Genomic DNA, 12,699 nt, shown 5'->3' with positions numbered 1-12,699 from the left:
CTTATTGCATTATAAAAATCTGGATATCCACTTAAATCAACAGATACCATTATATCAGGATTCGATTCTGTATATTTCGGGTTAAAACCATACCGATTTCATTACGTAACACCCTCTCTAATACCATATATTTGATAAATCAGAAATTTTGTATTTTTCAGCCTCAATATACCATTTTTCATTTTCTTCATATATAAATATGAAAACTTCATCTAAAGGAGGATTCATAATGTAATTCGATATCTCTTTTGATTCAACATTAATTTTGTTAGAATTTCTGTACTCTTGCCAATTATCGGATTGTAGGTATGCAGATAATTTGACAGTATCAAAATCAAAACTGAAGCAATTATTAATTACATCTGCATCACATATATCCAACTCTAGTCTAACTCCATATCTGTCTGAGCCTTGACAATAGATATAATCTATGTCCTCTTTTTTAACTGTTACATTATATTCCTTAGCAATAATACTATATTCATCATATGTTATGTCTGATTTTAATTTGATTGTATAATATTCGCAGTAGCAAACTGTAAAAATTGTACATATGATTATGGAAGTAATCGCTACAATGATAAGAACTTTTTTTTTAAGCTTTTTCATCAATATACTCCCCGTATACATAATATTGTTTAGCATATCCTGATTCATGAAGAGTGTACATTTCACCATCACTTACAGTAGGGATAAAAGTGTTTGTACTTCCTTTTGCCCAGTCATAAAAATCATAGACAATGTAACGAGTCATCATTTTTATCTCACCATTCTTTTTTTGGGCTTCACAGATTAGAATACCACTACACTGACCTACCGATGCATTCCAGTTTACATCTATTACACTTTCGTATTCGTGTGCTTTTACTGTCTTACTCATTAAAATGACTGATTCTCCATCTTTCATATCAGCGCCACTCCTATATTTAATTTATCAGCGGATTATATTAATGGGAGATATGATCCCGTTTTCCATCTGGAATACTGTCCATAAAATCCGTACCGTAAAAATCATTGACAATCAAACTGCCATTTTTATACAAAAGCTCAACATATGGAGTGTATTGCAGCTTTGGAAACCTCTTTTTTGCTGATTCTATCTGCCAAGTAATTTTACCATGAAAATCAACTAAGTAAACATTATCATTATTATCAATGTCATATGGAGTTTTTATTAGTACAATTACCTGTGAATCAAGAACAAGGACAGTATCAATCTCAAACTGAAACTTTACCAGCTCGTTATTAACATACAATGCATTTTTATGTATTTTTAAAATAGGCATAGTTAACCTCCGATATCATTACAATCGTTTGTTTGTAAAGGTGCAACAAAAATTTCTTTTCAGAAGCCATATACTTTATTAGCTTACTGATTAGTCATTTTTAATTCCATTAAAGTTATTATTCCTTTACAAAGTATACATTCCTTTTGTAATTATCTGGGTCAACATCAATGTTTACTTTTGGTATCTCGTAAATGCGGCATAAGTCATCTTTTTTATTCAATAGCTGAACCCTGGGAACATAGTAATCGAAACTATGAAAAATAGGTTGTGAAATCAGTGAGTATGACAATTCTACAATTTCATATCCAAAAGTGATGATATAACTATGGTTTTTAAAGTCGAAATCATAGTTTGGAAGATCATATGAACAGTTATAGATATCCTCTAAATCATTTTCTTTTACTATTGAATAGTATACATATTCACCATTGCTAGGAATCAGATGTCCGCTGGCTATTTCCTTGTGGTCTAAATCATGATTATAACAAACAAATAGACCAATCAAAGCGATAACAAATGCAGAAGTAATGATTATTATTTTTTTCTTCTTACAATTCCCAATCATCGCCAATTTCCTTTTCGTAATATATAAAGCTATCATTGATTTTTTCTGATGTTATCTCAATCCAAGTACCACCTGTTTTCGAGCGTCTTGGATACAAATTATAATTCTTCCAGCGAGAAACTTGAATTGATGTTTCAATTGGGGGTTGCCCAATAGTTTCGTAAATCATTATTAGTTTATCAAAAGGAGATTTAGGACTATTAGAAATTTCATAATCAAATTCACTTAAATAGTTAACGTAACCATTTTTTAATGCTTCTACCGGAGTATGATTTGTGATTTTTTCTGATATTCTTTTAGCTACCGACATACCATAATCATCCTCAGTACCTCCATAAAAATCATTGACAATCAAACTGCCATTTTTATACGAAAGCTCAACATATGGAGTGTATTGCAGCTTTGGAAACCTCTTTTTTGCTGATTCTGGAGTCTTTTGAATTTATTTTAATTCAGGATTTAGCCATAATGCAATCAATTTTTTATTCTTTATTGTTGCAATTACATTATTTAAAATTTTAACGGATGTACTATTTAGTTCGTCAGTTCCTATGCATAACCATCCGGTTTTACTGTCATAAAAGGTTTGGTAAGTACATATAGGTGCAAGTCTTTTTACGTCACCGCTCTCAAAATTGCCATTTACTATTAATTTACCTACTTGACACTTAGGTATTATAAGTTCTTTTTCAGTCCAACAAGTTTTTGGATGATATCCATCTATCGAATATACAGTTTTATCATCTGAACTTATATTAATACATAAGTTTTCAAATAATAACGATACATCGGTAGGTAATTTGGGAATGGTTTGAAATGCATATTCATTACTTAAATATACTATTTTACTTTGAATTACAAAATTGGACATTTCAATAATAAACTCCATATTTAACCTCATTATTTTGAGTTAAATAAAAAATGAATAACTTGGTTTTTTCTACATTTATAACTAATTCCCAGGTGCTTATTTTCACTACGATTCCCCCCTGATTATGATATGTATAAAATATTGCTGAACCCAGACACCTACATTAATTAAAATCATTCGCAGAAAAATGAGCAAAAAAATATAATAACTCTGTAAATAATAAGGATGCTCTATACCACCTAACTTAGATTGAACTATTGAGACTTATTGCTGTCGATTAGTCAGGATATTATATATACCAATTAGAATTGAACAAAGTAATGCTATCCCATTAAGACTATAACTTAGAATCATACCGAAGCCGCTTCCTGCATTAGGTGTTCCATAATCACCATTGAAAGCCATAAATATATGAATAAAAAAATCAGTATCGTAAAATATATAACCGATTATAACAGAAAAACAAATGGTCAATATAACACCCAAACAATATATTTTTATATTATGGTTGCTTAACTTAACAAAAAAAGCTAACTGCACCGCTGCATAAATAATAAAAAAAATAAATATAGAAATAACAGAAGCTATCCCTGCTCCTAAATATGCAGTTAAATTAAACAAAAGAGCATATATGAAACTCATCAATACATATTTAACATATTTCATCATAATAATCATATCCCCTTTTGATGAAGTCTAAGTCATCCTGATTATCAATAGTATTACCAGTACTAGCGGCATATCCGCTTCCTTTATATAAGATATTTAAAGTAAATCCTGTAGCATGACCAGTACAGCCATATAGATAATTTCCTAAGTTTTCAGAATTCATAATAATATCATTATATACAAATTTGAAATTCTGAGAAAAATAACGAATAGTTGATATCGTATTATTCCAACTTTCCCGAACTTTCACATCCCAAATTCCTCCATGATTAACATTGATATAGAATTGAACATATCCGTTAAATGAAGGATAGTATATAAAGCTTTCCGCTGTATTTATCATATCTGTTATAATGTTCTTTAATGGTTCCGTATAATCTAAATAGTATACAGTATCATATTTGCCATTAATATCACTATAGATTGAAATATCATTGTTGATTTGTTCAATATTTAATATCGGAACCACACTCGGAATATAATCAAAAAACGTTTTACCATAGCCTTCTGCAGTTAAATTACAAAGCATTTTATATTCTGTATGTGCTTCAACAGGTTTGTCACCAACATAGAATCCATGATTAGCGGCAACATTAGCGATGGTCAAATATGTTATATCATCAATTTCTATAAACCACTTACCGTAAAATTCAACTTGTTCGGAAATATTCAATCCATAATTAAGCTGAAAATTTTGAATTGCCGACTGAGTTGCTCCCCCCATTGCACCATACGCCGATCCTCCCATATCCAAAAAGCCTAAATATTCCAAACATCTTTGTAATGTTGTTATTTTCAACTCTGTTTCGCTGGCGTTCTTTAAGGAAAAATTAAAATCAACGACACCACTATAAAATTCAATAAATTCTTCCCAGCTCATTTCGCTATCTTTTCCTGTAGCCGTATATATATCATATACTTCTGAAACATTGTCTTCTAAATGTAGCATATATGCATTATAAATTCTTTCTATTGACAGTTCTTTCATGACTGCTCCATTATTATTGACGGATTTTGGTTTTGGATCAAAATTATCTAACAGATTATCCCCATCCGTATCCTCTTTAGTCGGATTACTATAATAATCATACTCAGCAATAGTGGGATAGGAATAATCAAAAGGCAATCCAAAGAGATAAAGAAACGAATTAATATCAATATATCTTGTCGGCCAAACGCTTTTCAGTTCCTCTTTATCAAGCAAAGAATCTCCATCCGTATCTGCTGTTCCTAATCCAGTAGGATTTTCATCAAGCTTAACAATCTGAGGAATAAGACCTTTAAGAGCAACCCAGCAGCCGTTGTTTGTTTCTTCGTTAATCATATCAGCAATTGCAAGAAGTTTGTCTTTAAAATTTCCGCTTACGTCTGCAAATATACCTCCGGTGCCTTCATAAAGCGATTTGTATGTTGACTCATAATATGAATTTGAAATAACGGATACATTAATATCGTCATTTACAAGCAAATCGACCATTTCACTCATTGACTTAATTCCATAATTATTATTGACTTTATAATCAGCGTCTGTAACCAATACAAAAAATTTTTGAGATGATGATCTTAAATCAAGCTGTCTTGCCATTTCAAGTCCGTCTATAGCAGATTCAGGAGTATCTCCGCCGCCGCTTACAGATAACTTTGAAAGTTCTGCCTTAAATTCATCGGCTTTTTTAAACCAGTTAGAGCCATTATTCTGTTTTACATTGGTTGAATGCTGTCCATCGCAGGTAATATCTCTGTAATCGACGAGTGCGAAAGACGGACTAATTCCGGCAGTTTCAATTTCATTTACAAATGCGGTTATATTGTTCTTTACATTTGTAATATAGGAACCCATTGAGCCTGTTGTATCAATTACAAATACAATATCAACCTGTCCTTTTATTTCAACATTTGCAACGGTTGCAGCTGACCGTAATGATGAGGCAGATGAATAAGTTTGCACCATAGTCTTAACATATGGACTGTTCTCGGTCGGCAGTTCCAGTCCCATAGATTCCAGCCAGCTCATAACATCAAGGACAAAATAAATGCCTTTGGTTGAAATATCAGCGCTTAATGTTCTTGTTTCTTCATTGTAAGTTGTAGCCAACGGAGTTGTATTTTCTCCGTCATTATAGCAGATAAGGAGTCCGTTTGTCAATTTGTCACCGACATTATAATTCTTTATTTTATAATCTTCGCTTAATGTAAATGAGATACTGCCGCTTCTGATTTCAGAATCAGTTATTTCAATTACTTTTCCTACATACGAACGTTCTTCACCTTTTAAATATCCTGTATACTCGCTTATATTAATATTATTATTTACATTTCCTTTAGCTGAAACGTCAAGTGAGGAGGGTATCGCATAATTATTTTCAAACAAATCGCTGTCAAATCTGCTTTTATCAACAGATTGTTCAAAATATTCGTCACAATCAAGTACTTCGTTATCATCAGTATCAGGCTTTAACGGATTAAGACCGAGAACAATTTCGTCTCCGTCATTTACGCCGTCCTCGTCGGTATCAGGATTTAAAGGGTCGGTATTGTAAATATTAATTTCATCGCCATCAGATAATCCGTCATCATCTGTATCAGCATATTGAGAATCAGTTCCCAACTCGATCTCCTGTGAATTGGATAAACCATCACCGTCAGAATCTGCATCAGCGTCCGAAACACCTTCGGTTACCGAATCGTACTTTGTGGGATCTGTTCCTGTTATGTATGCTTCCTGATAATCGGTCAGACCATCTCCATCCGTATCGGGATTATTCAAATCTGTGCCAATCATATTCTCATAAATGTCCGGAAGCCCATCGCCGTCGCTGTCAAGAAAATCAACAGAATAGCCGTCCTCTGTTTTTGTGACAACAAAAGGCACAGATTCAACTACCTCTCCGTAATTCGTTGTAAGAGAAATTTTAAAATACCTTGTTTCAAAGTCCTCAGTAATCAGATACTGATATTCAGCAGCTCCTGAAACTGTTGCCACAGAAGTATAATTTACATTATCATCAGAAATCATTACTTCGTAATCACTGTTAGTATAGTTGGTGTACCATTCAATAGCTATGCTTCTGACTTCCTCATTATACTCTCCAAAAGCATATAGCTCAACGTCAATGTCCGATTCAGTTCCGACCAATTCAGCCATACTGCTGCTGTAGTTTGCATTAACGCTTGGGCAGTTGAATGTAATTGTATCTGCAATAATTATAACATTGTTAAGATTGAGATTCTGTGCAGTAATCTCAACATTACCGAATGGTGCATATACTAATCCGTTGAGATTTACGTTTTGGCTGTCAATTATAATATCTCCTGTTTCAGAACAAATAGCAGAATTATTCGTGTTTTTTACTTCACCGTTAAGCGTGACATTATCCAAAGCCTTAATTCCAGTACTCAGATTAATGTTGCCTGTCAGTTCAAGGTTACCCTTAACATCCATAGGATCGTTGATGTTGATATTCATTTCCATATAAACATAGTCATCAGGATATACGTCAACATTTTTGCCTGTAAAATATGTATAATTCAGCTTTTTGAAAATGTATATCATTTCTTCATTGGCTTTTTCTTTCTTAGCGCCATTGATATTCATATTCCCGCTTGCCGAAATAGTGCCGTTTGTGGCAACATTACCGTTTACGCAGAAATTCCCCGCGTTTACCGTGATAGCGCCGTCCTCGCTTGATCCCGCAAACATTGTATATGGATATCTCTCCGCGGTATCCTCTGCCATTACAGGAATTACAGGCAGCATTGCAGCTGCCATTGCTGCGGCGATCACGCCTGATAAAAGCCGCTTTGTCTTTTTAAAAAAACTGTTATTCATCCTTTTTCTCCCTTTCATAATTTTGATTTTTTGTATTACCAGCGATATTTTTAACATCGTCTATGTAATTACTTTTAATTTAACACAATAAATAATATATTTCAATATATATGGACATAGTTATATAAAATTCTGTACAATTATACAAAACATTGTATTAACATTCGGCAAACCTGACCAATATGTGCTATTTGTTCAGATTCAGGAAGTATAACCCTGTCCAAGCTCCTCCTTAATCCCCAGCGCCTGTTTCTTTTCAATTATCATACGCCTAAGCTTTTTGTCTGCGGACGTCCTGACCGATCTGTATCTTCTTATGTAATCATCTTCAATACATCGGCTTAGATTGATAAACAAGCTTAAAACCGTATTTGCCAGCATTGTGTTTTCAAAGCTTCCGCTTTCATTCAGAAAATTCTGAGCATAAACGTTTCCGTCGTCCGCCGACCTGTTAAGCCATTCCATCGCCTTTTCCTTATCTTTCTCAATATCATCCGTACCGAAAAGATAAAGCCTTCCCAGCAGAAACGAAGCCCAATTGTTTTCTTCGGCAGATAGTTCAAGTAGTTTTTTCATCAATTACCTTATGTAAATCTGCATATCCATATTTACCGTTAGTATAGTTAATTTTTAATTCTTTTTCTATACCACTTTTATCATGTATATCATCTTGAACCTCATTATGAAATTTATTCCAACTAAGTCCATCATAAAAAATTGCTATTCTCCAATCAGGTTCAAATGGATTTTTAGATAGCGTTGTAATACTACTTGTGTTTTGGCTTGAATCACTTGTTTCAGCTAAAACATAAATTTCTGTAAGCATTGGGCAAGCTAATGCAATTGCCATTATGCACGATAAAATTCTCATAGATATTTGTTTTATCTTTTTATTCATAATATATTTCCTTTCATTTTTACTTATATTAAATAATTTTCAAATCGTGTAAAATAGCATTATTTAAATTCTTTCGATATTCTATTTCTGCCATTGCAGCTTCATATTTCTCAGGGTTATTAAATATTAGTTCTAATTGCTTTTTTCTTTCAAGCGCACATTTAGACTTTCTGTTGTAATAATCATCATAGCTTTCTGTATACATATTTTTTCCTCTTGATTTTAAAATTTGTGCAACACGCTCATATTTAGTCCTGCTCTCCACAAGTTCCATAAAATCACCTTGATAATTTGTTTTGATGTAAAGCATTCCTTCGTTGTAGTGATTATTAAAATTATCTCTGCCGAAAATGTCATTTTCATCATCTATACTCAACCAGCCTCTAAATTTCCTTAAAAACATTAAGCACGATTTAAGGTCGGTTACTTCCTCAAACAGCGGCATAACAAGAGACTGAGTCATGCTCAAAGCGTAGGTTGCTTTTTTAAAAATATCCTCAGTATTATTTTGTTCATATGATATTGAGGATAACTTTTTAAACGTTTCATCTCCATGTTTTTCCGGAAATAGGTCACTGTAATAACTGGATAGATTTTTAAGCCAATTTTTATTATATGAAGCATATTTTTTTATATCAATATTAGGTCTGTAAATCGTTGCTATTCCTGCGTATATTGAAAACGCCTTATAACCGGAATTATCATCTTGCTCATTTTCTAAAGCTATAATCTGCAGGATTTCATTGTTTATCAGTCTAAGAAGATACTTGTTATTACCTTTCATTTTAACAAACCCCAGCGGTTCAAGAGCTTCTCCGAAAACCTGTTTAAAAGCCGCATTAAGCGTAAGCTTTTTTTCGCTATTTTTTAAAACAGTAATATTCTTTTTATAAAACAGCGGTAAGATATCGGAATTTGTATTCGCTTCACTGTTAAAGTCATCATATTCCGAAATCATATATTTCGGTTCAATACCTAAGACAGAAGCTGCTTCCTGCATAGCGTCCTCAACAAAAACTTCGTTCTTGTTCCAGATCTCAGAAAGCTGCTCCCACGTTTTGCCCTGCGCTAAAAGCTGTTCCCAGCGCTCCTGTCTGCCTTTGGGCGACTGTTCCTCCGGAAATACCGAACGTCCCGCAATCACCGTATCATGAATATCAGCCCCTGTATGCAGTCCGATAATCGCCCAGTCGCTGTCCACTACTTCCATACTGAAGCTGCTCGTATTCATTTCCTTCGCAGTCTGCTGAGCGTCGTCGTGAGCCTGCTTGGAGGCGCTTTTGTATACGTCGGAAGCAAGCGTTACCCAACCGCCCTCTGAAAAAGCGAGAATATACTGAACTTCCGCTTCGTCATCAGTACATTGAACAAGATTACGCTTTTTCATTAAATCGCAGAATGAGCTTATAAACTGCTCCCTGCTTCCGGTATTTTTTATTTGTACATTTGAAAAAAATCTACCCATAAATCCTCCTTATTTATCAATCATATAATTATTGTTTTTAGATATTTGTGCTTTTATAATTTAACAAATACCTATTTACGCCAATTATTTTACATATTATCACATATAATCTTACATTTCAATAGTTTTGTCGTAGATATTTATAATTTCTGCATTTTAACTAAATTTAGCAATAATACTTTGTTATTTTTTTATACATAACCCTGCTCCTCCTTAATCCCCAGCGCCTGTTTCTTTTCAATTATCATACGCCTAAGCTTTTTGTCTGCGGACATCCTGACCGATCTGTATCTTCTTATGTAATCATCTTCAATACATCGGCTTAGATTGATAAACAAGCTTAAAATCGTATTTGCCAGCATTGTGTTTTCAAAGCTTCCGCTTTGATTCAGAAAAGTCTGAGCATAAACGTTTCCGTCGTCCGTCGACCTGTTAAGCCATTCCATCGCCTTTTCCTTATCTTTCTCAATATCCTCCGTACCGAAAAGATAAAGCCTTCCCAGCAGAAACGAAGCCCAATTGTTTTCTTCGGCAGATAGTTCAAGTAGTTTTATTGCCTTTTGTGTATCATGATATTTGTTATCTTCCAAAAGTATTTTAGCTAACGAATACGAAGCATACGCCGATATATCGTCATAGGTAACCGCTTTTTCAAGCCATTCAACAGCTTTGTCAATGTCATATTTTTCTTCTTCCTGATAAAGCTTTCCGAGATAATAGCAAGCGTATCCGCTGTCCTTATCTGCCATGAGCAGATATTTCTCAGCCTTGCTCAGATCCCTGTTCACAAATTCCCCATTGAAATATATTCTGCCGAGCATAAAGCAGGAAAGGGGATCGCTGAAATCCGCGCATTCGGTCAGCATTTCAATACCCTTGTCAATATCCTGTTCAATATGTTCTCCGCTGATATATTCAAGCGCAAGAAAACGCTTGGCATTCAGATTTCCGAGCCTTACCGCTTTTTCAAGACAATCCATAGCCTTTGGCATATCTTTATCTCCGAGCAGCAGAGCCTTGCCGTATTCATATAACCCGTTTTTGTTGTTCAGCTCTGCGGAACGCTTAAAGTATTCCAAAGCCATACCCATGTCAGCCTCTGTGCCAAGACCGTTTTTGTACATCGCCCCTATTTTGTAAAAGAGGTTATCGTCCGCCTGACCGTCTGCTTCAAGCTTTAAAAATCCCGAAAGAGCCTGATTGTAATATTTCTGAGCAGTTTTTTCATCATGTTCAACATATTCGCCTTTGCTATACATCTGAGCCACAGCATATGAAGCATAAGGCTGTCCCTGTTTCGCCGATCTCATATACCAGCCGAAGGCTTCCTTAAGATTCCTTTCCGCGCCGTTGCCGTAGTAATACAAATTGGCAAGACTGTATTGCGCAAACTTGTTTCCTTCCTGAGCCGATTTTAAAAACCATTCAAACGCTTTTTCATAATTCTGTTCCGTTCCCAGACCGTAGCAGTGCATTTTGCCTATTCTGTACCAAACGTAAGAGCGCATATCAGCAGACTTCATATTCTGACCTTCGTATCTCGGCTCATAGGGGAACATGGAATCTGCGTTCGGTTCTATTACCGTAAAAGCATGAAGCGCTTCCCTGTAAAATGAAAATGATTTTTCATCATCCTTTTCTCCGAGCTTATCTGTAGAATACAGCTTTCCTAAATCGTGAATTGCCAGTATATTTCCTGAATTTGATTCTGACAGCAAAAGCTGTTCAGCCTTTTTAAAATCTTCAGGCTTCGAGCTTTTGTCATAGATGATCCTGCAGGCTTCCTTGTATTCATTGCTCCATTTTAAATAGTATTTGCTTTTCGGAGTTTTGCCAGTATCAGATGTCACTGCATTTTCAACGTTTCGATTAAAATCATATTCCATAAGATCATCAAGAGCAGAATTTACTGAAATACAATTATCGGTATCTTCATTGAAATACTCTGTCGGCTCAGGTTCTTCAATCTCAATATCAATAACAGGACTATTCATATCCAGCACAGTCTGAACGATCATGTTTTTGACGGATTTAAATTCCTTATTATCAACTAATGTCGGAAACTGAAGCTTTGCCGACGAATACACGTCGTGCTTCTGTTGCTCCATTTCACACCACAGCTTATACATTTTCTGAATAGAATCATTTTCCGCAAGCCTTGCAAAAATTGCGTTGACCGTCTGCTTGACCTCCGGCTTTAAATATCCGTATACTTTTTTGCCTTTAACATTATTAAGCTGCTTGGAAAGCTTGGATACTAAAGATAAAAGCTCCGTATCCTCAAAGGCGTTTCCTGCAATATCATTTACAAGCTTACGCATAAACTCTGCCGACTCTTTTTTCAGAAGATTTCGCAGGTCGGTCTGGCGCTGATATAAATGGTGCAGCTCGTCCTGATAGATATCGTTTGCAAAGCCGCTTCGTATTTTTTCTATTCCGCGGTTGGTGAGGAATCCCTCGCGCTCGTTGGCGGAGTACACGATTATATGCACGTGAGGATTGGTTTTCTTATCATGAAACGCGGCGTACCATCTGAGATTTTTCATTTCGATTTTCTGACTCTTTGCAATATTAGCGATCTGCCGCTTGACTAAGTCCCGCCACGCTTTTAAATTGTCATAGCCCATCGCCTGAGCGCTGTCCCTGCGCAGGGAAACGACATGAGTCCAGACGTTTCCTCCGTGAGCCGCTATTTCTTTTGCGGTCTTTTCAAGCTCGACAGGCTCGTCCGACTGCGAGAACAAACCATGCTTACCGAATTTAACAGCGCCCGGACGGTTAGCAAGATAGCTTACATAGTTTTTACGGCTTGTAAGGCGGTCCATGTTCCGGTCAAGTATTTCCGATATGAGAGCGGAAGCGTTTTTGACGGTGGGATTCTTTTGGTAGTCCTCGTATTCAAATAACTCTTTGCCGTCGGGGAAACATTTTAGCAGAGAAAAAATCAGCTCCTGCTGTTTTTTAGCGGCAGGAGCGTGTTCGTTTGTATTCGGTATCGGCGCTGAACCCTCGCGGGTCGCGATGTATTTTACATAACGGTAAAGCTGTTTTCTGTTTCCGCTGCCGCTTTTTAAATAACGGCTTGTTACGATTATTTTCGCCAGTTATATCAT

At 35.3% G+C, this 12,699-nt stretch carries 12 protein-coding genes; all 12 read right to left on the bottom strand.

Annotated elements, in window-relative coordinates; genetic code table 11:
• Positions 1 to 117: 117 nt before the first annotated feature.
• The 12 genes from EIH25_RS08905 to mobP3 all read right to left on the bottom strand — a co-directional run bounded on the left by EIH25_RS08905 (position 118) and on the right by mobP3 (position 12,678).
• Positions 118 to 609 (bottom strand): hypothetical protein, encoded by a 492-nt coding sequence (locus EIH25_RS08905; RefSeq protein WP_124100726.1) that lies wholly within the window; start codon positions 607 to 609, stop codon positions 118 to 120.
• Positions 596 to 907 (bottom strand): hypothetical protein, encoded by a 312-nt coding sequence (locus EIH25_RS08900; RefSeq protein WP_124100725.1) that lies wholly within the window; start codon positions 905 to 907, stop codon positions 596 to 598. The genes EIH25_RS08905 and EIH25_RS08900 overlap by 14 nt, the downstream gene beginning before the upstream one ends.
• A gap of 40 nt (positions 908 to 947) precedes the next feature.
• The gene (locus EIH25_RS08895; RefSeq protein WP_124100724.1) at positions 948 to 1,286 is read right to left on the bottom strand and encodes a hypothetical protein; all 339 of its coding nucleotides are present in this window, start codon (positions 1,284 to 1,286) and stop codon (positions 948 to 950) included.
• Positions 1,287 to 1,404: 118 nt separating this feature from the next.
• The gene (locus EIH25_RS08890; protein WP_124100723.1) at positions 1,405 to 1,854 is read right to left on the bottom strand and encodes a hypothetical protein; all 450 of its coding nucleotides are present in this window, start codon (positions 1,852 to 1,854) and stop codon (positions 1,405 to 1,407) included.
• The gene (locus EIH25_RS08885; RefSeq protein ID WP_124100722.1) at positions 1,838 to 2,164 is read right to left on the bottom strand and encodes a hypothetical protein; all 327 of its coding nucleotides are present in this window, start codon (positions 2,162 to 2,164) and stop codon (positions 1,838 to 1,840) included. Before EIH25_RS08885 ends, EIH25_RS08890 begins: the two co-directional genes overlap by 17 nt.
• A gap of 132 nt (positions 2,165 to 2,296) precedes the next feature.
• Positions 2,297 to 2,743, bottom strand: coding sequence for a hypothetical protein (locus EIH25_RS08880; RefSeq protein ID WP_124100721.1), 447 nt, complete (start codon positions 2,741 to 2,743; stop codon positions 2,297 to 2,299).
• Positions 2,744 to 2,989: 246 nt separating this feature from the next.
• Complete coding sequence (locus EIH25_RS08875) at positions 2,990 to 3,394, bottom strand: hypothetical protein (protein ID WP_124100720.1); 405 nt, start codon at positions 3,392 to 3,394, stop codon at positions 2,990 to 2,992.
• Positions 3,378 to 7,223, bottom strand: a complete 3,846-nt coding sequence (locus EIH25_RS08870; RefSeq protein WP_164489204.1) for a polymorphic toxin type 44 domain-containing protein — start codon at positions 7,221 to 7,223, stop codon at positions 3,378 to 3,380. Before EIH25_RS08870 ends, EIH25_RS08875 begins: the two co-directional genes overlap by 17 nt.
• A 201-nt stretch (positions 7,224 to 7,424) precedes the next feature.
• Entirely contained in the window at positions 7,425 to 7,799 is a 375-nt protein-coding gene (locus EIH25_RS08865; protein WP_124100718.1) for an SEL1-like repeat protein, read from the bottom strand.
• Entirely contained in the window at positions 7,783 to 8,121 is a 339-nt protein-coding gene (locus EIH25_RS08860; protein ID WP_124100717.1) for a hypothetical protein, read from the bottom strand. Before EIH25_RS08860 ends, EIH25_RS08865 begins: the two co-directional genes overlap by 17 nt.
• 28 nt (positions 8,122 to 8,149) lie before the next feature.
• Entirely contained in the window at positions 8,150 to 9,331 is a 1,182-nt protein-coding gene (locus EIH25_RS08855; protein ID WP_124100716.1) for a hypothetical protein, read from the bottom strand.
• A 446-nt stretch (positions 9,332 to 9,777) separates the two neighbouring features.
• Positions 9,778 to 12,678, bottom strand: coding sequence for a MobP3 family relaxase (gene mobP3 / locus EIH25_RS08850; RefSeq protein WP_243113174.1), 2,901 nt, complete (start codon positions 12,676 to 12,678; stop codon positions 9,778 to 9,780).
• Positions 12,679 to 12,699 lie beyond the last annotated feature (21 nt).

The organism is Ruminococcus sp. Marseille-P6503, from assembly GCF_900604945.1.
In the GTDB taxonomy this organism is placed as follows: Bacteria; Bacillota; Clostridia; order Oscillospirales; family Ruminococcaceae; genus FB2012.
The sequence above is the reverse complement of the archived record's forward strand: the minus strand, read 5'-3'. Positions and strand labels throughout refer to the sequence as shown.

Coding starts and splice junctions, on each gene's coding strand:
- EIH25_RS08905 (WP_124100726.1), bottom strand. CDS start 609: ATGAAAAAGCTTAAAAAAAAAGTTCTTATCATTGTAGCGATTACTTCC.
- EIH25_RS08900 (WP_124100725.1), bottom strand. CDS start 907: ATGAAAGATGGAGAATCAGTCATTTTAATGAGTAAGACAGTAAAAGCA.
- EIH25_RS08895 (WP_124100724.1), bottom strand. CDS start 1,286: ATGCCTATTTTAAAAATACATAAAAATGCATTGTATGTTAATAACGAG.
- EIH25_RS08890 (WP_124100723.1), bottom strand. CDS start 1,854: ATGATTGGGAATTGTAAGAAGAAAAAAATAATAATCATTACTTCTGCA.
- EIH25_RS08885 (WP_124100722.1), bottom strand. CDS start 2,164: ATGTCGGTAGCTAAAAGAATATCAGAAAAAATCACAAATCATACTCCG.
- EIH25_RS08880 (WP_124100721.1), bottom strand. CDS start 2,743: ATGGAGTTTATTATTGAAATGTCCAATTTTGTAATTCAAAGTAAAATA.
- EIH25_RS08875 (WP_124100720.1), bottom strand. CDS start 3,394: ATGATGAAATATGTTAAATATGTATTGATGAGTTTCATATATGCTCTT.
- EIH25_RS08870 (WP_164489204.1), bottom strand. CDS start 7,223: ATGAATAACAGTTTTTTTAAAAAGACAAAGCGGCTTTTATCAGGCGTG.
- EIH25_RS08865 (WP_124100718.1), bottom strand. CDS start 7,799: ATGAAAAAACTACTTGAACTATCTGCCGAAGAAAACAATTGGGCTTCG.
- EIH25_RS08860 (WP_124100717.1), bottom strand. CDS start 8,121: ATGAATAAAAAGATAAAACAAATATCTATGAGAATTTTATCGTGCATA.
- EIH25_RS08855 (WP_124100716.1), bottom strand. CDS start 9,331: ATGGAAGTAGTGGACAGCGACTGGGCGATTATCGGACTGCATACAGGG.